General features: G+C 37.4%; 15 protein-coding genes. 3 read left to right on the top strand and 12 right to left on the bottom strand.

All coding sequences use genetic code 11. The features are described from left to right. Nucleotides 1–29 precede the first annotated feature (29 nt). Together ATZ35_RS06135 and ATZ35_RS06130 are read left to right on the top strand one after the other, a co-directional pair. Nucleotides 30–1475 (top strand): helix-turn-helix domain-containing protein, encoded by a 1446-nt coding sequence (locus tag ATZ35_RS06135; protein ID WP_208929957.1) that lies wholly within the window; start codon nucleotides 30–32, stop codon nucleotides 1473–1475. Beyond that, nucleotides 1453–1791, top strand: a complete 339-nt coding sequence (locus tag ATZ35_RS06130) for a MucBP domain-containing protein (RefSeq protein WP_208929956.1) — start codon at nucleotides 1453–1455, stop codon at nucleotides 1789–1791. The genes ATZ35_RS06135 and ATZ35_RS06130 overlap by 23 nt, the downstream gene beginning before the upstream one ends. A gap of 89 nt (nucleotides 1792–1880) precedes the next feature. Here the strand turns inward: ATZ35_RS06130 and ATZ35_RS06125 are convergent, their stop codons facing one another. The 9 genes from ATZ35_RS06125 to ATZ35_RS06085 all read right to left on the bottom strand — a co-directional run bounded on the left by ATZ35_RS06125 (nucleotide 1881) and on the right by ATZ35_RS06085 (nucleotide 13158). Beyond that, nucleotides 1881–3353, bottom strand: a complete 1473-nt coding sequence (locus tag ATZ35_RS06125) for a MucBP domain-containing protein (protein WP_208929955.1) — start codon at nucleotides 3351–3353, stop codon at nucleotides 1881–1883. Nucleotides 3354–3526: 173 nt separating this feature from the next. Then, the gene (locus ATZ35_RS06120) at nucleotides 3527–4126 is read right to left on the bottom strand and encodes a response regulator transcription factor (RefSeq protein ID WP_208929954.1); all 600 of its coding nucleotides are present in this window, start codon (nucleotides 4124–4126) and stop codon (nucleotides 3527–3529) included. Continuing rightward, complete coding sequence (locus tag ATZ35_RS06115; protein ID WP_208929953.1) at nucleotides 4119–5237, bottom strand: sensor histidine kinase; 1119 nt, start codon at nucleotides 5235–5237, stop codon at nucleotides 4119–4121. Before ATZ35_RS06115 ends, ATZ35_RS06120 begins: the two co-directional genes overlap by 8 nt. Nucleotides 5238–5246: 9 nt before the next feature. Further along, nucleotides 5247–5999: an ABC transporter permease gene (locus ATZ35_RS06110; RefSeq protein ID WP_208929952.1), complete on the bottom strand. Its 753-nt coding sequence runs from the start codon at nucleotides 5997–5999 to the stop codon at nucleotides 5247–5249. Further along, on the bottom strand, nucleotides 5996–6880 hold the full coding sequence (locus ATZ35_RS06105; RefSeq protein ID WP_208929951.1) for an ABC transporter ATP-binding protein: 885 nt from the start codon (nucleotides 6878–6880) through the stop codon (nucleotides 5996–5998). Before ATZ35_RS06105 ends, ATZ35_RS06110 begins: the two co-directional genes overlap by 4 nt. A 236-nt stretch (nucleotides 6881–7116) precedes the next feature. Further along, on the bottom strand, nucleotides 7117–8769 hold the full coding sequence (locus ATZ35_RS06100) for a peptide ABC transporter substrate-binding protein (protein ID WP_208929950.1): 1653 nt from the start codon (nucleotides 8767–8769) through the stop codon (nucleotides 7117–7119). A gap of 168 nt (nucleotides 8770–8937) precedes the next feature. Further along, the gene (gene rny / locus ATZ35_RS06095; protein ID WP_025871645.1) at nucleotides 8938–10494 is read right to left on the bottom strand and encodes a ribonuclease Y; all 1557 of its coding nucleotides are present in this window, start codon (nucleotides 10492–10494) and stop codon (nucleotides 8938–8940) included. Nucleotides 10495–10750: 256 nt separating this feature from the next. After that, complete coding sequence (recA, locus tag ATZ35_RS06090) at nucleotides 10751–11803, bottom strand: recombinase RecA (RefSeq protein WP_208929949.1); 1053 nt, start codon at nucleotides 11801–11803, stop codon at nucleotides 10751–10753. A gap of 107 nt (nucleotides 11804–11910) precedes the next feature. Further along, complete coding sequence (locus tag ATZ35_RS06085; RefSeq protein WP_208929948.1) at nucleotides 11911–13158, bottom strand: competence/damage-inducible protein A; 1248 nt, start codon at nucleotides 13156–13158, stop codon at nucleotides 11911–11913. Between the two features lie 239 nt (nucleotides 13159–13397). Between ATZ35_RS06085 and ATZ35_RS06080 the strand changes: the two genes are divergently transcribed. Further along, nucleotides 13398–14576 (top strand): AAA family ATPase, encoded by a 1179-nt coding sequence (locus tag ATZ35_RS06080; RefSeq protein WP_208929947.1) that lies wholly within the window; start codon nucleotides 13398–13400, stop codon nucleotides 14574–14576. A 152-nt stretch (nucleotides 14577–14728) separates the two neighbouring features. Here the strand turns inward: ATZ35_RS06080 and ATZ35_RS06075 are convergent, their stop codons facing one another. From ATZ35_RS06075 to hylB, 3 genes are all read right to left on the bottom strand, one after another. Next, the gene (locus ATZ35_RS06075; RefSeq protein ID WP_208929946.1) at nucleotides 14729–15352 is read right to left on the bottom strand and encodes an NAD(P)-dependent oxidoreductase; all 624 of its coding nucleotides are present in this window, start codon (nucleotides 15350–15352) and stop codon (nucleotides 14729–14731) included. 70 nt (nucleotides 15353–15422) lie between these two features. Then, nucleotides 15423–15845, bottom strand: a complete 423-nt coding sequence (locus ATZ35_RS06070; protein ID WP_208929945.1) for an Rrf2 family transcriptional regulator — start codon at nucleotides 15843–15845, stop codon at nucleotides 15423–15425. Nucleotides 15846–16020: 175 nt separating this feature from the next. After that, on the bottom strand, nucleotides 16021–19032 hold the full coding sequence (gene hylB / locus ATZ35_RS06065) for a hyaluronate lyase HylB (protein WP_425250087.1): 3012 nt from the start codon (nucleotides 19030–19032) through the stop codon (nucleotides 16021–16023). Between the last annotated feature and the right edge of the window lie 89 nt (nucleotides 19033–19121).

Here is a 19121-nt window from a genome sequence, read left to right as displayed (position 1 = left end):
GCTTCTAATCCAACACTGGGGAGAGAATAATGGAATATTTGCAATTTTTAGATGAAGAAGATCGCGATAAATTACACTTACTTATGAACTTACAACTTTACAACGATCAATATTTAACTCAAAAAAGATTATTGGAACTCACAGGGTTATCGAAGTTTTTATTGGAAAAATATATAAAAGAGTTAAATGAAGAGTGTCCAGAAATAACGATTTCTGAAGAAGTTTACGATGAACTGATCTATCAGCCAATCTCTAACGATATGATTCAAAAGATACAATATACTTATGCTCAACGTTCATTGAAATTTCGTTTTTTTATTGAGGTGCTAGTAGAAGAGAAAACGATAAAAAAATTTCAAGAAGAACAACATATTGCAAAAACAACACTTTACCAAATTCGCAGCAAAGTGTTAACTCAGCTAAAAAAGGAACGGATCGTGATTCAAAAAAACAAACTGACTGGAAATGAGATGAAAGTACGTTCTATTATTTTTGACCTTGTTTCTTATTTCTATTTTGGAGAAAACTATCCATTTTCCAAGGATAGCAATCAAGAAGTACAACAACTTCTACAGTTGTTGACTACGCATTTTGATTTAGACTTAACCTTCTTCCAGAAAAAAAAGTTAGCGTTATTTATCCACATCGTTTACATTAGAATAAAAAAGCATCATGAGGTAAAAGAAAACCTGTGTTCTATCAATAAAAAGACCAACCACTCACTTGAACAACAGATGACCTTGATTGAGCAAGCACTTCATCCAACAAAAGACTCAGTTCCTGAATCGTTCAATGAAAGTAACTACTTATTAGCCTTTCTATTTGTTTCTGAAATGTTCACACCTGAACTGACATTCAATCAAGCGTTATTTACGCAAAACCAAGAGGCTACGCAAGAACTAGTAGAGCGTATAGCCACTCAATTTCAAATTACAGATTTACAAAAAACACAGCTATATGATTCTTTTTTAAAAAAATTGTTAAGCCTGTCCATTTTCAAACAAAGTTATACTACGTTTGTCGAAACTGCAGCGTATAGCTATTTCGCTGAGGTTTACTATCCCTTACATACATTGATCTTGCGATTTATCCGAAAAACTCACTTTCTAACAGCTCTAGAACTGTCCAAAAACGATCAAGCAAAACTTTACTATGACATAATGTTTTCCGTATTATCTATTTTAGAACCTTCTCAATTAGGAACACCGATCAATATTTATATCGATTTTTCACATGGAATAGCCTATACAGAATATATTTGTCAAAGCTTGCGGCGCTTTCGTGATTTAAATGTTAGTATTCAGAAAAAATTTAACAACGACACCCATATCTTTTTATCTGATTACCATCTAAAAGAAACAAGTTGTCGGCAAATCATTTGGAAACAACCTCCAACTCCGTCTGATTGGGCCAAATTTGCTGATTTAGTGATTGAATTAAGGGAGAACGAAAATGAAAAAAACAATATCTTTTAATCTGTGCTTATTAACAGTTTTTCTAGCTTTTTTACTAATCGCCCAGCCAACAACGATTATTTTTTATGCTAAGGAGGAAGAACGTCAATACTGGGAATTAGTGAGTCACTCTGCTTCACAAGAAGGAATATTTACAAACGAGCCTCAAGAAGTTGTTTTTGTTTATCGGAAAAAAACTGTCTCAATTCCCTCGCGAATGCTCACTATAGAATATCCTACTGTAGTGGTTCCTCCTGGACAGAAACCGACTACGCAATACGGAACATTATTAGGAAATCTTTCAGGGATTTTTCTTTTCGGTTCAACTCGATTGTAATCATTAAATGTGGATCTGATCCAAAAAAATAAGCATGAAGCAACCTTTGAACAGTTTGTCTTCATGCTTATTTGAAGTTTAATAAAGCCTCAAGGTTCTGGAATAGCAGTTGTGATATAGGTTAGTTCATACGTAACATTTATCTCGAGTTGATCTGCCGTTCCTTTATAGTTTTCAGGAATGTACTCTGGTCGTTCGCTGAAAAACAAGTAGTTGGAATAACTATCAATGCCTGCGATCCATCCACCGTCAGATGTTACAATGACCTTTGGAAAAGTGAAGCTGTCCATTGTTTGTCCATCTGGTTTGGTGATCAAAAATCTGATTTCTTTTGGTAATATATACTCCGTTCCAGCTTTTACTGTTACTTGATCAGATGATACAACGCTACCTGAGCTATATGTTTTCCCATTATAGGAACTCGTATAATAATAATCATCAATATCACTTAGCTCTGGTCGTAAGTAATCAGCATAGTAGTTTAGAGAGTTCAACATAAGTGGTTCTTTCGTGCTTTTATTAATGTAATGAATGTTTATTTTTACTTCATCTGTATAATATAACTTGATAGTTGTTTTTTCCTGTGAAAATACTCCATCCAGTTCACCTTCTGCGTGCTTAAATAAAAAGTTTGGAATTTCCTTTTTCTCAATATGGAAAGCCTTGCCGATTTCCCCACTTAAACTATCGGATGGCATGATGTCAACACCATCTGTATTTAAATAACGAATCGTGACCGTTCCTTCTTTATCAGCCTCTTTTTCGTACTCATAAGTGACTGTTTGCTCTTTTTCTTCAAACATACCAGTAGCATTCACTGGTAATTTAGCCTCGTTTAAAGTATAGCCTGAGATTGCTAATACATATTTTTCTGTCGATGCATCATAGTTTTCACCAATTGTCCCCGTAATTATCTGCGATCCATGAAGTTCATTGTTATTTCCGTCAACATAACGGACAATGATTGTCGAGTCTCCTTTCGGCGGATTAGTTTGCCCTACTGGAAAATAACCTACATAGGTATACCCTTCGATCACAGTAGGCTCAATACTTTTTACTTCCCCTTTAGAAAGTGAAATAGTTTCTGTTGGAATCAATGATTCCCCCGCTGCTAAGACCGTCAGTGAGCGCGTTCCTAACGAAGCTGGAATCAAAATAACCAATAACAGCTTGCTATACTTTTTTCGTTTATATAAAGCAAATAAACTAATCGCAATAATACCACTTCCGTATAAGAGTAAATTAGCATGATCAAGTTCTCCCGCTTTTGGTAACGCGGACTGGGTCGTTGACTTTAAAGTCTTTCCAGAGTTTCCCTGTCCAAATGAACCGCCTAAGTCAGTATGTTCATCCGTTCCAGCACCTGCTGAATCCTTTTGATAAACAATCGTATACTGCTCATACTCTGAACTTATTGAAGGTTTTTCTTTGATAATAGCTTCTTTTTCCTGTGAACTAAGTGTATCAATATCATAAAAATTAAGTTGTGCTGCTTCACTTGATAATGGCAATAAAAATACCGCTGTTGCTAAAACTATCATGCTGACAATAGTCTTTTTCATAATTAAGCTCCTTTTTATAAAATGTACTCTCAAATAATAAAAGAAAAATTAAATAAATACATTTTATATCACGATACTTATTAAAAATTTAATCAATAAAAAACGTTTTTTTACTATATATCCATATGCATACTTGATTCCCACTCTTATTTACTTTACATGTATCTTCCTAATCAAATCCAGCCTTTTTCCTTCGCAATACTTACCGCTTCAATTCGGTTTTTTGCCCCTAGTTTATTCAAAATCTCTGACATATAATTTCGTACCGTTCCGCTCGTCAAAAACAACTTTCCCGCAATTTCCTTTGAGGACAAGCCCTCCCCTACTGCGAGCAACACTTCTTGTTCCCGTTCAGTCAAAGGATTTTCTTGCTGTGAAAACAGTCCAGTTACCAGTTCAGGGGAATAAAATTTTTTCCCTTGCATCACAGCTCGGATATTTTCAATCAGCTCGTCGGTCGGCGTGTCTTTTAGAAGATAACCTGATACGTTCGCTTTCACGGCACGTTCAAAATAACCTTCTCTAGCAAACGTAGTTAAAATAATCACCTTTTGTTCTCGACACTGTAACTCTTCCGCTATATCCAAGCCCGTTTTTAAAGGCATTTCGATATCAGTCAAACAAACATCTGGTTGATGCTTTTCAATCAGTTCCAATGCTTCCACACCATTTTTGGCGATCCCTACAACTTCTAAATCCTCTTCTAATCCCAGAATCGTTGCTAAAGCTGATGACAGTAACCCTTGATCTTCAGCGATAATTAGTTTAATCATGGATCGGCTCCTCTTTTTTATCCACAGGCACTGTGAATATCACCTTCATTCCATTTTTTTGAGTAAATTCGAGTTTTCCACAGATGCTTTCGATTCGCTCTTTTAACCCCGTTAGCCCATTCCCCTGAATCGAGTCTTTCATTCCTTTACCATCATCTGCAACTGTAAAGATATAATCTACGTCACTCTTCTCAATGATGATCCTACAGTGGCTGGCTCTACTATGACGAATCACATTCGTGACACATTCACGTAAACAGTAACTCACCGTATTTTGAAGGTCCGTAGCTAGCTCGCTAGTTAATTCTTCCCCTTCTGTGGATAAAATGATTTTCGCAGCCCGTAAACTTTTTTCAATTGTAATCATTTCTTCAGCAATCAAAACATGACGCATGCTTGAAACTATTTCCCGAACTGTTTGTAGGGTTCCTCTGGAAGTCTCTGCAACTTCTGCGATTTCTTTTTTCGCTCGTTCAGAATCTTTGTCTAGCAGTTTTCCTGCTAATTCTGTTTTGATCGTCATGATCGATAAAGATTGACCTAATGTGTCATGTAAATCTCTTGCGATCCGATAACGTTCTTCTTGTTTGATCACGTATTCCATCCGCTGCGTAGACTGATACATTTGTTTCCGCAATTCCGCCTGTTTACGAATCGATCGACCAGCAAATGGAGCCGCACAGATAAAAAATCCATAAACAAAAATCGTGATTTTCAAATCTTGTGTCACATATTCCGGCAATTGACTTAAACTAAACGGCACAGGTGTTAGTGTGCATAATAACGCAATATAATAATACTTAAACACGTGCTTCTTCATTGGAATAAAACCAATCATCCACGCTGGATAGATAAATAAATAGATATAACCAAAGTACATCGTATAAAACAGTGATATTCCATACATCAACGCCATCCAAAACGGAAACCACTTCCCATTAAATAAACAATTTCGATAGGTCACCACAAAAATCCCCAGAGTAGCTAGTGCTAACTTCTTATCAATATTATCATAGGGAAACATTGCAATGATCGGAATCAAAATAAAAATCAACCAAATAAACGAAACAAAACCATCCTCTTTTGGATACAACCTAAACTTGCCAATCATAACTTACCCCTAACGTTTTATTTCTTCTTTACGACCATTCAGATATATTGATAATACCATAATTCCTACAAAATAAATGAAGATGATCAAGATTCCTTTGCCATCTGGTAATTGTCCTGCGGCTAACTGTTTCGCACCTTGTGCTGCGTAATAGGTTGGTAATCCTGTCGCTATTTTTTGAACCACTTCTGGAAACATATCGATCGGCCACCATAAACCACTGACAATTGCAAGGGGCATCAAAATCATATTGTTCAGCACACTCGCGGTATTTGGATCTTTCACAAGACTAACAATCGTTGCTAATGCCACGATTGGCAAACAACCATATAAAATCCATAGGCCGCTAGTAAGCCACGTCATGGAATCCATTTGCACCCCATTAACAAAATGCCCGACTAAAAAAATCACGATCAGCAATAAACTATTGATTAAAAACTGTGTTAAAATTTTACTCCCATAATAAATACTTTCTGGCATAGGGGACAGACGTAAAAATTGCTTCACGCCTTGTTTACGGTCTTCAATCAAGGTCATAGAAAAAGAAAATAAGGAACTGATCATTACACTATAGGTTGCCATTTGAATCATACTGTCTTTATAAAAAACAGACATATATTCTTCAGGAACCCCCATATTAAAGACTTTGGTAAATAGAAGATAAAAACCAACTGGCATCCCTAAAGAAAAAAAGATAAATGGTTTGCTTCTAAATAAAGAGCGGTTTAAGTCTGTTTTAGTTTGCACGATCAATGTATTCATTCGTTTTCCTCCTCGACTAAGGTATTGAAGACTGTTTCTAAGTTCCCTGGAATAATCAATAAATTCTTGAATTTAATTTCGGTTGTAAATAATTCTATCAGTGTTTCATCGCTGTTTGCAGTATACAGCGTTACGTTGTTTTCTTTTTTTTCAATTGATGATACATAGGGCAGATCACCGAGCTTTGTTTCATCATGATCATCTACTAGCTGAAAACTTACTTTGTTTTGCAGCATTTCGGCTTGAATGCTTTCTAATGTACCATCATGAACGATTTCACCTTGCTTCATCAGTAAAATTCGAGTAGCCACTTTTTCAATTTCTTCTAGATAATGTGTCGTTAAAATAATGGTTTTCCCTTGTTCTTTTAGTATTTGGATTTTTTCCCAGAACATTTTTCGGCTGGTTACATCCATTCCCGTTGTTGGTTCGTCTAAAAAAAGCAGTTCTGGATTGCCGATAATCGATAGCCCAAATGTCAGGCGTCGTTTTTGTCCGCCAGATAATTTCGTTGTGTACGTGTTTTGATGCTCATTTAACCCAGTTATGTCTAACAAATCCTCTAGAGAAAGCGGATTGAGGTAAAAACTACGGAAAAGTGTCAGTAGTTCTTTGACTTTAACATTGTCTAACGTCGTGCTTTCTTGCTGCATCACACCTAGTTTCATTTTATTTTTTTTATTCAGTGGTTTTGCACCAAAGAGGTTTATTTCCCCCGTTGTTGGGCGAATCAAGCCAATTAAACAATTGATCAATGTGGTTTTTCCAGCACCATTTGGCCCAACTAGAGCGATGATTTCACCTTTATTTACGTTTAAAGAAACTTGCTTTAAAATTATCTTTTTGTTGATTGTTTTTGTGAGTTGATTGACTGTGATCATTTTTTTCTCCCCTTTGCTTATGTCCTTATCTTATCTGAGTATGGGGAATCTTGTTAGATGATCTTGTCATGAATCTAGATGACATTTGTCATGTATAAAGCAAAAAAGTGATTGGGCCATAACTCTACGAGTTACAACTCAATCACTTGGAATCCAAATAAGCAGTGGAAACAGAAGCACCCCCTCTTATTTGTCGGGGTTGAATACTTCTGTCCCATCCTCCTTCTTTCTATATATTAGTCTTCAATATAGGTCCATTTAAAGTCATATTTCGCACCAGTTGAATGATACACAACATCTTTTACTTTTTCAGAACGAAGGTGTGCTTCAGCTTTTTGATACAACGGAATAACACCCATATCATCCATTAATATTTTCTCTGCATCCAACATATCTTGCCAACGTGCTTCTGGGTTATTTGCATTCGTTGTTGCAGCACTTTCTACTAACTTATCATATTCAGGATTTGAATAGTGTCCTCTATTATAAGAGTTACCTGTTGTAAATAGATCTAAGAAACTACTTGGATCAGCATAGTCCGCTCCCCACGCACTAACAGCGATTTGGAAGTCCCCTTTATTTGAACGATCTAAGCGGACTGAGAAAGGTACAGGACTAACAGATACTTTTAAGCCTTCTAATGTATCAGACAATGACCCTTGAAGATACTCAGCCATTTTCTTCGCATTATCGGTATCATCAATCAATAAATCGATTGATACTGTAGAAACACCTAATTCATCTTTGGCTTTTTTCCATGATTCTTTGGCTTTATCAACATTGTGGGTTACTTCGTCACCTAGCTCCTTAGCAAAGTCTTCATCTGTTTTTGGATCTGCCGCCAAACCTTCTGGAACTAATCCCATTGGAACAGCCGAACCATTCGCTAAAATTTGTTCAACTAACGCTTTACGGTCAATTGCATAAGATAATGCTTTACGTAAATTGACATTTCGGTAAGGTGAGTTTTCTTCTCTTTGATTTGGTTCAAGATAGAATGTTGAAGCACCTTTTAAAATAATATAGTTAGGTTCGTTTTTCATTTGTTGCGCTAATTCACCAGATAGCGGTACTTCATCAGCTTGACCGTCTTGGAACAAGTTCAATGATGTTGGTGCTTCTTTTACAACATCGATCGCTACTTTATCTAGTTTAACTGTATCTTTATCCCAATATTTATCATTTTTTGAGTAAGACCAGCTTGTATCTGTTCCTGGTCCATCAAAATCAGTTAAGGTAAACGGACCATTATAGACTGATTTATCACTAGCCGTTGTATAGTCTTTACCATATTTTTCAACAATATCTTGTCTTTGTGGTAAAAATGATGGGAAAGCCAATAAGTAATCAAAGTAAGGTGTTGCTTTTTCTAAAGTGATTTCTAATTCATAATCACCTACTGCTTTTATCCCTAACTCTTCTTTTTTCATTTCGCCCTTAGAGATTTTTTCAGCATTTTTTACAGAATTGAACATGTATGCATATTCTGACCCAGTTGCTGGATCAACCGTTCTTTGCCAGCCATAAACAAAATCTGCAGCTGTTACTGGTTTGTCGTCAGTCCACATAGCATCTTCTCTTAATTTCACTTTATACGTTAAACCATCTTCACTAACTTCTGCCTTTTCAGCAGCTCCAGCCGGTTGAGGTTTATTCTCTTTATCTAAACGATAAATTCCTTCATAGACATTATTTAAGGCTACAAAACTTACTTCATCTGTCGCTAATGAAGGATCTGCACTTGGCATTTCTTGTCTTTCAATGTATCTAAATACTTTTTCTTCGCTACCAGACCCACCATCAGCATTTTTAGAATTCCCACCACATGCAGCTAGGGCAATACTTGATAAAGCAATCAAGCCTAGTAAGGCACTTTTCTTTAATTTCATCTAAAAAACCCCCAATTTTAATAAAAGCTACAAAGAATATAACAAAGTTCTAAGTTGGTCACAATTAAAGCACCATAGTGGGTTTAGTAAAAATATTCTGAATTTTTTCTAATGTAAACTAAAAAAAGAAGCAACTCACCCTAAGGCGTTGCTTCTTTCATTCATTACTTATTTGGCGTAATCGACTGCACGTGTTTCCCGGATAACAGTCACTTTGATGTGTCCTGGGTAATCCAAGTCGTCTTCGATTTTCTTACGAATATCTCTTACTAAACGAACAGCTTCTAAATCTGTGATTTCATCTGGTTTGACCATGACGCGAACTTCACGTCCTGCTTGTACAGCGAAGCTAGATTCAACGCCTTCAAATCCATTAGAAATATTTTCTAAGTTTTCTAAGCGGCGAATGTAGTTTTCCATTGATTCGCTACGAGCGCCAGGTCTAGCAGCAGATAAAGCATCCGCTGCTGCTACTAAGACTGAAATAACAGAAGTCGCTTCTACATCGCCATGATGCGATGCAATCGCATTAATAACTGTTGAATTTTCTTTGTATTTAGCAGCTAATTCAGCACCGATTTCGACGTGAGATCCTTCAATCTCATGATCCAATGCTTTACCAATATCATGTAGTAAACCTGCACGTTTTGCTAATTGGATATCTTCGCCTATTTCCGCGGCCAAGACACCAGTTAATTTAGCCACTTCGATTGAGTGATTCAATACGTTTTGACCATAACTTGTACGGAAACGCAATCGACCTAAAATCTTGATCAAATCTGGATGTAACGTATGAGCACCAACTTCAAAAGCTGCTTGCTCTCCGTATTCACGGATTCGTTCGTCCATCTCCTTACGAGACTTTTCAACCATTTCTTCAATACGGGCTGGATGAATCCGGCCATCTTGAATCAATTTTTCTAGTGTCATACGAGCAATTTCTCTACGAATTGGGTCGAATCCTGAAAGTACCACAGCTTCCGGCGTATCATCAATAATCAAATCGATTCCTGTTAAGGTCTCTAATGTACGAATGTTACGTCCTTCACGGCCGATGATTCTTCCTTTCATCTCATCATTTGGTAAGCTAACAACAGAAACAGTTGTTTCAGAAACTGAATCCGCCGCACAACGTTGGATCGCTAAGGAAAGTAAATTTTTCGCTTTTCTATCTGATTCTTCTTTTGCACGTTGTTCAGATTCCTTGACCATTACGGTTAACTCATGACTTAGTTCTTCTTCTGTTGATTTCATGATAATATCTTTTGCTTCGTCTTTAGATAGTGAAGCAATACGTTCTATTTCTTGGTGTTGCTTTTCAACTAGTTCTTCTACATCTTTTTCTCGCTCATCAATTAATTGCTGTCTAGCACCAAGTTTCTCTTCTTTTTCTTCCAGTGAGTTTTCACGTTTTTCAAGAGAGTCATCTTTACGATCTAATGTTTGTTCTCTTTGTAGTAAACGATTTTCTTGAGATTTAAGTTCTACTTTGCTTTCTTTCAACTCACTTTCAATTTCTGAACGATACTTCTGGTTTTCTTCCATAGCTTTTAATAAAGCTTCTTTTTTCAGAGTCTCTGCTTCTTTATTCGCACTTTCGATTATGCCTTCTGCAGAGGACTTTGCACCATCTATAGCCTTTTCATGACGTGATTTTGCAACGACTAACCCTAAACCAAGACCGACAACTAAACCGATGATAGCGAGGAGAATTCCTAAAACCATTGTTTCCACCTCCGTACTATCTTCAATTTTTCAATATTCATGTAGTTTTCTGATAAACTATAATCAATTATCAATATGCCTACTTGCATACGTGTTTAGCACACAACTTTATTCTAATGTTTGTACACCAGTGTGTCAACTTAAAAAAGCCCTTTCTGGTTGAAAGAGCTCTGATGCTGAAAAGAATTCTATCTACGTAAAAAACAAACCAATAAAAAGCCTTGAGTGGCTCTCATTGGTTTGCTTTGTTGTGTATTTATTCTTCTTCGTCCAGAAGAAGTTCTTCTTGTGCTTGTTCTTCTTCAACGATTCCTGTTCCATCGCCGATACCGAATGCATCACGGACACGTTTCGAAACTTCTTCCACCATTTCTGGATGCTCCGTCATATAGACTTTGACATTTTCACGTCCTTGACCGATTCGTTCTTCTTTATAGCTATACCACGCGCCACTCTTATCAACAATGTCTTTTTCAACAGCCATATCAAGTAATTCGCCTTCTTGAGAGATACCTTGTCCATACATGATATCAACTTCTGCTACTTTAAATGGCGGTGCCACTTTATTTTTTACAACTTTGATTTTTGTCCGGTTCCCAATAATGTCTGTTCCTTGTTTCAATTGTTCCGCACGTCTTACTTCTAAACGAACTGTTGCATAGAATTTCAAGGCACGTCCACCTGGTGTTGTTTCTGGGTTACCAAACATAACCCCAACTTTTTCACGGATTTGGTTGATGAAGATCGCAATCGTCTTCGTTTTATTGATTGAACCTGAAAGCTTACGTAAGGCTTGTGACATCAAACGTGCTTGCAATCCAACGTGACTTGCACCCATTTCGCCATCGATCTCTGCACGAGGTACTAGCGCCGCTACAGAGTCAATTACGACGATATCAATCGCACCACTTGAAACTAAGGCATCTGCAATCTCTAAGCCTTGTTCACCAGTATCGGGTTGTGAAAGAAGTAATTCATCAATATTAACCCCTAAAGCTTGTGCATATTGAGGATCTAACGCATGCTCAGCATCGATAAAGGCAGCTGTGCCACCTTGTTGTTGCACAGAAGCGATTGCATGTAAAGCCACCGTTGTTTTACCAGAACTTTCTGGTCCATAGACTTCAACGATCCGTCCACGAGGATAACCGCCGACACCTAAAGCCACATCCAATGCTAGAGAACCACTAGGGATCGTCGAGATTTGTTGATCGATCTTCTCCCCTAATTTCATTACTGAACCTTTACCAAAGTTCTTTTCGATTTTTTTTAGTGCGGCGTCTAAGGCCACTTTACGATCATCTGCCAATCGATAATCCTCCTTATATATAAACGATTTAAATTCCTTTTCAATAAATATATCATAACTGGTTTATTTAAAAAAAGCAAGAGAAAAACGAACAAACATTCGCCTTTTTAATTTTTCTTATTTACTGCTCTTAAAATCAGGTCTAAACCTTTCATCACAGCACTTTTGCGAATAGAACGTCGATCACGGTTGAAATGTTGAAGCACAGCTATTGTTGACTGACCTTTTTCAGCAAAACCAATCCAAACGGTACCAGCAGGTTTTCCTTCTAATTCATCTGGACCTGCAACTCCAGTAAAGGACACTGCATAATCTGCATCCGCTACTATTCTTGCTCGCTCTGCCATTGCGATTGCGCAAGCTTCACTAATAGTGCCTTCTTTTTCCAATAGTTTCACATCAATACCTAAAAAATGTGCTTTTGTTTCAGCAGAATAGGTGACAAAACCACCTTTAAAAACCTCTGATACACCAGTTATGTCTCCTAACGTACTTTGAAACAATCCTGCGGTTAAGCTTTCTGCGGCTGTTACAGTTTTTCCATATTTCTTTAATGCGTCAACAGTCACTTTCACTAAGCTATTCTCATCCCCGTAGCCATAAAAATACGTGCCTACTTTAGCCATGACTTTCGCTTCTAACTCATCCAACAGTTGTTGTCCTAAACCTTCATCCGCAACCTTCGCAGTCAAACGTAATGTAACTTCGTTTGGTTTGGCGTAAGGTGCGATCGTTGGATTGGTTTGCCTATCTATCAATTCTTTTAAATCAGTTACTAACTGTGATTCACCAATGCCATAAAACCTCAACACTCTCGATATTAGCTGTTCTGCTTGCGGAAATCGTGCTGCTAGTAATGGACGAACGTTTTGCTGAAACATTGGATTTAATTCATTGGGCGGTCCTGGTAGTAATAGATAGGTCGTATCCTCTTTGGTAATCAGGGTACCAACAGCTAAACCTGTAGGGTTTTGAATGGGAATACCGTCTTCGATCATCAACGTTTGTCTTAAATTATTTTCTGTCATACTTCTTTTCGAAAACTTGAAAAAGTCGTGAAGACGAGCAAGTGCCTGTTCATCTTGGACTAAAGAGTGATGGATATGTGCTGCTACTGTATCTTTCGTTAAGTCATCGTCCGTTGGACCTAAGCCGCCGCATAAAACGATTAAATCGCTACGCTCCTCAGCCTCAACTAATAATTGTTCTAAACGCTGTGGATTGTCTCCAACAACGGTATGATAATACACCTCGATTCCCAAATCTGCCAACTCTTGTGATAGAAACGTTGCATTTGTATTGACAACCTGTCCTAATAACAACTCTGTACCAACTGCAATGATCTCTGCTTTCATTTTTCTCCTCTTCTCTAATAAGATACGTAAACGATTCTTATTTCATTTTATCACAGGAAATTTTTTTATTGCTTTCAAACGGCTTCATTTAATTTATTTTTCAAACAGTGAAATATTTATCATTTAAAAAATAATATGGTACAATTTGTTCATCGCGTTATCTTGCTGCATGGGTTAGTCTTTCGAAAAAAATTGAACGAGCCCATTCAGCCTTTAAAAATAAGGAGGAAAAAGAATTAATGACAGCATTTATTGGTATTATAAGTTTTTTAGGGTTCATTACTGGGGGCATATTTTCACTAAAAGCCGTTTTCAAAAAACAACCAAAACAGAAAGCTTTACTTTTAACTGGAGTCAGTTTCTTAACGCTGATCGGGGCCATTGCTTTATCACCTGAAGTACCAAATATTTCATTAGCTGAAAAAACTATAGAAACAAATGATTCTGGTATAGCAACAATTACCGGAAAAACAAATGAACAAAGTACAATCTCTGTTGACGGCAAAACCATCGACACTAAAAACGGCAAATTTTCCTACAAAGTAACGCTGCACGACGACCAACCGCAAAAGTTAACATTTGTGGCTTCAATCGGTGCTAAAGAGCAAACTGAAACGATCGAAGTCAAACCTTCAAAAGCATTCGTTGCCTTTTTAAATGAAGAAAAACAAAATAAAGAATCTCTCGAAAAAGCTGAAACAGCTCTAGTATTAGCTGAAAGTAAACCTACGCAAAAAAATTATGATGAGGCTGCAACCCGCATCACTTCATTGACTAAGGAACAAGAAGATTTTACAAAACGTTTAGCCATTGTTAAAGACAATGTCCCAATCTATGCAGCGGTTGAACTGGCAGAAACAAAACAAACGAAAGAGCACGTCGATGCTGCAACAGCGTTAGTTGCAAAAGCAACCTTAAACAAGGATGCTCTCTCAAAACGCTTAACAACCGTTCAACAAAAAATCACTGAAAAGGAAAAAGCCGAAAAGCAAATTGCAGCTGCTCGCGAAGCGGTAGAAAAGGCTGAACAAGAACCAACAGACGACCACTACAACCAAGCAATCGCTAAAATCAAAGAACTACCCAATGGTCATCCAGACTTAACCGCTCGGGCAAATGGTGTAAAACAAACAATAACGGCTCAAAAAGAAGAAGCAAAAAAAGTCGCCGCAGCGCAAAAGAAAGCCGAAGAAGACGCTCAAAAAGACGCTTCTGAACAACAACAAGCACAGGCGGCCGCAGCAGCACAAACACCTGAAACACCAGCACCAAATACCCAAGGAACAGGTGGAATGGTCTTAGTTACTCGTACAGGTGCAAAATATCATAACCGCAAATGCGGAAATGGAACTTATACACCTGCAACATTAGAACAAGCATTAGCCGAGGGGCTGGAACCTTGCTCAAAATGCTATTAATCACCACTAAAAACAGAGTCATACAGACATGTTACAATGAGACGCCCAAACTAATCTAACCAATTAGGTGCTTCTACTCCCACCATTTATTCGGATAAAAATAGCCTGAAATATAACTTTTTAAGTTATATCCCAGGCTATTATTTCATTTTTTATTGATGAACACTAAAACGTTGGTTTGGATGTACATTTTTTTCAATTTCATCCACCATTGCAATTGCATAATCAGCATAAGAGATATAACTCTTACCAGTTTGATCCGTTTCTAATTCTTCGCCAGCCGCAACATATTTACCTGTTGCAGGACCTTCCGCATCAAATTCAGCTGCTGGACTAATGTAGGTCCAGTTAATATCTTTCGCAGCTTCTAGTAAGTCCAACCCTTTACCCATAGCTGTTGCTAATGGCTTAAATGCTTCTGGAAAATCTGGTGTTTCACTCAAGCGAACAGTGTGTTCTGAATTTACAAATAAACTTCCGGCACCACCGACAACCAACAAACGTGTTTTTGTATTTGTTAAAATATCGATCAAATGTTGGGTTGAGCCAGTAAATTCACTAACATCACCCCAGAATCCTAACGCACTAACTAAAACGTCAAACCCTTGCACATCTTCTGTTGTTAAACTGTATACATCTTTTTCGATAACGGGTGTACCATCTGTAATTTTTTCTGCATCACGAACGATCGCTGTTACGTCTAATCCGCGTTTTTTTGCTTCTTCCAAAATTGCTGAACCTGCTTTACCGTTTGCTCCTAAAATTGCTACTTTCATGTTCTATTCTTCCTTTCTTATAATGAAACTTTTTTTGTTACATTTACTCTTAAAAAGAGAAGAGACACGTTTAAGTCTCTTGTTGCTTAATTTGATGAATCACATCAGCTAAGGCAATTTCTTTTAATTCGGCTTCCATGCTTTGCTGCACTTTACTATATTGTTCTTCTAAAGCAGATTGGATATTCGCTCCAACAAGGCAGTTCGGATTAGGATTTTGATGAATGTTGAATACTTCATGATCTAACTCGACGGCTTCATAAACATCATACAGAGAAATATCTTCTGGTTTTTTCAACAAATAGGTTTGAGTTGCGCCTCTGCTTGTGTGGATAAGTCCAGCTTTTTTTAGTTTACTCATCAACCTTCTGACGACAACCGGATTGGTATTTACACTTGATGCAATCAATTCAGAATTGACACGATCGGGTGGTCCGATCTCAATCAAACTGAGAATGTGGATTGCGACACTTAATTTCGTCGACATGGCCATGTCTATCACTCCAACTCTTAGTAACATTCTAAGTTACATTTAAATCTTACTGCGATTCTTTAAAAATGTCAACAAATAAAATCACTTTATTTTATTCTGCTTTAAAAAAACGATTTCTAGCCTAAACATTCCTTATTACTTAGGGAAGTCAGACTAGAAATCATTTTTTACTTATTTACTCTACAACGATTTGTTTACTACTTCCACCTGCGTTCTCGAAATGAATCGTAAAGGTATCAGTGGATTCGTCATAGTTGATCCCTTCACTTAGCGTCATAATTTTCTGGAAGTCTTTAGGTATTTTGACTGTCATCACGACATTTGATTGCGTTGGCTCTGCTAATACATAGGTTTTCTTGCCTTCGTTTGTTTTCTTCAATAAAGACACCGCCTTGTTCGACGTGATTCCCGCTATGCTGCCACCAGTCTCTTTCCAGATATTCACACCTAAGTAATTGGATTTTTTCAACTCTACAGCTTGAATATCCGCTGAATTAGCCAAAACTGTTACAGGTTTTTCTGCTGCATATTTTTTTAGACCTGCTTCATCGATTCCTGGCAAGGTTACATATGCATACTGCTCATTCGCTGGATTTTTCCCGTGATCTAGTACAAACTTGCGATAGTTTCCAGTGTATTGATCGTTACTAGGAAAAGCTTCATTGATTTCTGTATACGATCCTTTACGAACTTCACTGATTACATCCACTGTTGCATTCTCCGGGAAATAGTAGCCAATATTCGCATTTTGATGATCCGATTTTAATAGTAGCCATTCTTTCGTACTGCGTTCTTTTTCTTGTTGAATCACACCATTATTTGACAGTACGTCATAGGTATAGTTGTCATTTAATAGACGATTATCGACAATCGTTTCAATCGAAGCTGTCGTATCTCCTTTGATTCCCGCGCCTAATGCAACAATTTGTCCATCTACTACAAACCATGATTTTTTTCCTTGGAGATTCATTGGTAACACGGTCCCATTATTTTTTGTTCCTGTTTTATTCAACGCCATTCCTACAACAGCTTGATCATCTAGCGCTACGCCGCCAACCCATTTTTCTTTAGAGGTGACCGTTGTGAATGCGGAAACTTCATCCTTTAAAGGAACGGTATCTACGGTTGTACCAGGTAACCGATAAGGATCGACTGTTGGCCAATAAGCAGAATTAAATTGTACTTCATCATCATTATACAAATACACCATACCATCCGCTGTATGCCAACCACGTTTATTTTCTTTATTGCCTGCTTCAAAGGAAGAAATTCTACTTGAATACAAACTTAAACCCATCATGTAATTGGGTGTTCTTTGAACAAATCGGTCCATTGAGGCATACATTTTTGTCCCGACAAATGGCAATGTCTCTCCAGCAATTGAGTCATCACCCAACACAGACATAGTCATTTGTAAATCATTATAATCTCTTGCATTAGTCAAATAATAGGTTGGATTTTCTTTCATCCAATATTTAGCAGCTTCTTTAAATTTCGTTTGGTATTCCGTTGGAGCAAATTTTGAGACAATCAATAAATTATAAAGTGTTGTGGAACCATAACCTGTTTTCGTTTTAGCTGGCGCTCTAGAGATCGAACGACCATTGACACCTGGTAACATTTCGCCTTGATAGATCAAAGGAATAAATGCCTTGTCAACATTTTCAACAAATGCTTGAACAATCGCTGGTTCCATTTCAAATTTAGAATCTTTAGTGATTGCTAAGATTTGGCCCACACCTTTCATCAGCACATTGCCATATGATCCTGTATAGGGAATATTATTATGCTGAATAAATGAACCATCTTGATAAAAACCGTCGCCTTTGGTCACTAATTTGAAAACATCAACAATGCTACTAGATGCTTGACTGATTTTCCCATCATTTTCTTGTAAAATGCCCAACGCTAAAACAGTTTGAGCTAAATCTGTACGATTCGCTCCTGAAGTTACAAAGTTAGGAATAAATGCTAGATCGACAAACGTTCCTTGAGCTTTGGTATACAATTGTTTAAACGGATCAGGCACGTAGCCGCTCACAGCTTCCGTATACTGCTGTTGTTTAGCCTGTGGTACTTGATCTCCTAAAATCATTAAAATACCAACAAATTTTTGTGGCACACCGATCTGCCAATCCCACCAATTGCCATGATATTTCTTCCCGTCGTAGCCTTTTTTTGTCACCATAAAATCTAAGCCGTCGTTGATTGCAGTAGCTATCTGCGGATCATGATAAAAGGCACTCCCTTTTGTTCCATAGGCTAAAGCAAGTTTTTGTAATTTAGTAAATTGTGTCGTCAAATCTGCTGAAGCTGTGTTCCCTTGCTCGATTGGCCAAAGATATGTTCGATTTGGGTCTTTATTTAAGGTTTGATATAATTGCTCCGCTTCTTCTGAAAGTTTTTTAACGTAGTTTACAACGGTCGTATTGGTTTCGTCATACTGATCAGAAACTAATTGATTTTTCCATTTTTCTTTTAAAGCCGCATAATCGCTTAGGTTATTTTCAACAGGAAGACTCCCAACTGCACCACTACGCATTGACAGGACGTTTAGTTTTGATAGATTGCCAAAAAGGCGAATCCCTACATATCCTTCCCAATCACCATCAATGCTCGTAGAAGTATTCGGGTAAATCACTTCATTATTTTCATATAACAGTTGATCATTCAAAAACGCTTTGAAGCTCTTTCCTTCATAACGGATCAATATTTTATAGCGTTGCCCTGAAATCAATTTAGGCCCAGTAATCGTTGTGATCCATTTTCCTCCAGGTTGTCCTAATTGCCATTGCCCATCTCGAGTATAAGCGAAAGATTGCCATTTTTTTGAATCTTGCGAATCAGCGCGAAAGACTAACCCAAAATTCGTTTGTCCTTCATATAAAAATGTATATTCCAGATCACCAGCACTTTTACTTCCGGCATTTTTATTTAAGGAGACAGACTCTAAATTTGTTCCTTGTTTTGTATTTCCAATAATCAACCCATTAGCTGTACTTGCCTTGTCAGCTTTTCCAACAACATCTTGCCATTCTCCCAGTTGATTGGCAAAATCTGATTCGTAAACACCAGTCTGGACTTGAGTTACTTCCTCAGCAAAACTCTCACCACTCAATGCATTAGAAAAACTACCAAGTAAAAGTGAACAGCCTACAATACACAGCCATTTTTTAGATCTATTGATCATTATTGTACCCTCCTTCTCTGATTAAAAAGCAAACGCTTTCATATATTTATAAGTGAGAACCCATAATACGATTGGCGATCATGGGT

Origin of the sequence: Enterococcus rotai (assembly GCF_001465345.1) — a bacterium.
Taxonomy (GTDB): Bacteria; Bacillota; Bacilli; order Lactobacillales; family Enterococcaceae; genus Enterococcus_L; species Enterococcus_L rotai.
Note: the sequence above shows the minus strand (reverse complement) of the source record. Positions and strands in the feature narration are given on the sequence as shown.

What these genes read in the sequence shown, in the direction of transcription:
- ATZ35_RS06135 (WP_208929957.1), top strand. Translation starts at nt 30, where the DNA reads ATGGAATATTTGCAATTTTTAGATGAAGAAGATCGCGATAAATTACAC.
- ATZ35_RS06130 (WP_208929956.1), top strand. Translation starts at nt 1,453, where the DNA reads ATGAAAAAAACAATATCTTTTAATCTGTGCTTATTAACAGTTTTTCTA.
- ATZ35_RS06125 (WP_208929955.1), bottom strand. Translation starts at nt 3,353, where the DNA reads ATGAAAAAGACTATTGTCAGCATGATAGTTTTAGCAACAGCGGTATTT.
- ATZ35_RS06120 (WP_208929954.1), bottom strand. Translation starts at nt 4,126, where the DNA reads ATGATTAAACTAATTATCGCTGAAGATCAAGGGTTACTGTCATCAGCT.
- ATZ35_RS06115 (WP_208929953.1), bottom strand. Translation starts at nt 5,237, where the DNA reads ATGATTGGCAAGTTTAGGTTGTATCCAAAAGAGGATGGTTTTGTTTCG.
- ATZ35_RS06110 (WP_208929952.1), bottom strand. Translation starts at nt 5,999, where the DNA reads ATGAATACATTGATCGTGCAAACTAAAACAGACTTAAACCGCTCTTTA.
- ATZ35_RS06105 (WP_208929951.1), bottom strand. Translation starts at nt 6,880, where the DNA reads ATGATCACAGTCAATCAACTCACAAAAACAATCAACAAAAAGATAATT.
- ATZ35_RS06100 (WP_208929950.1), bottom strand. Translation starts at nt 8,769, where the DNA reads ATGAAATTAAAGAAAAGTGCCTTACTAGGCTTGATTGCTTTATCAAGT.
- rny (WP_025871645.1), bottom strand. Translation starts at nt 10,494, where the DNA reads ATGGTTTTAGGAATTCTCCTCGCTATCATCGGTTTAGTTGTCGGTCTT.
- ATZ35_RS06085 (WP_208929948.1), bottom strand. Translation starts at nt 13,158, where the DNA reads ATGAAAGCAGAGATCATTGCAGTTGGTACAGAGTTGTTATTAGGACAG.
- ATZ35_RS06080 (WP_208929947.1), top strand. Translation starts at nt 13,398, where the DNA reads ATGACAGCATTTATTGGTATTATAAGTTTTTTAGGGTTCATTACTGGG.
- ATZ35_RS06075 (WP_208929946.1), bottom strand. Translation starts at nt 15,352, where the DNA reads ATGAAAGTAGCAATTTTAGGAGCAAACGGTAAAGCAGGTTCAGCAATT.
- ATZ35_RS06070 (WP_208929945.1), bottom strand. Translation starts at nt 15,845, where the DNA reads ATGGCCATGTCGACGAAATTAAGTGTCGCAATCCACATTCTCAGTTTG.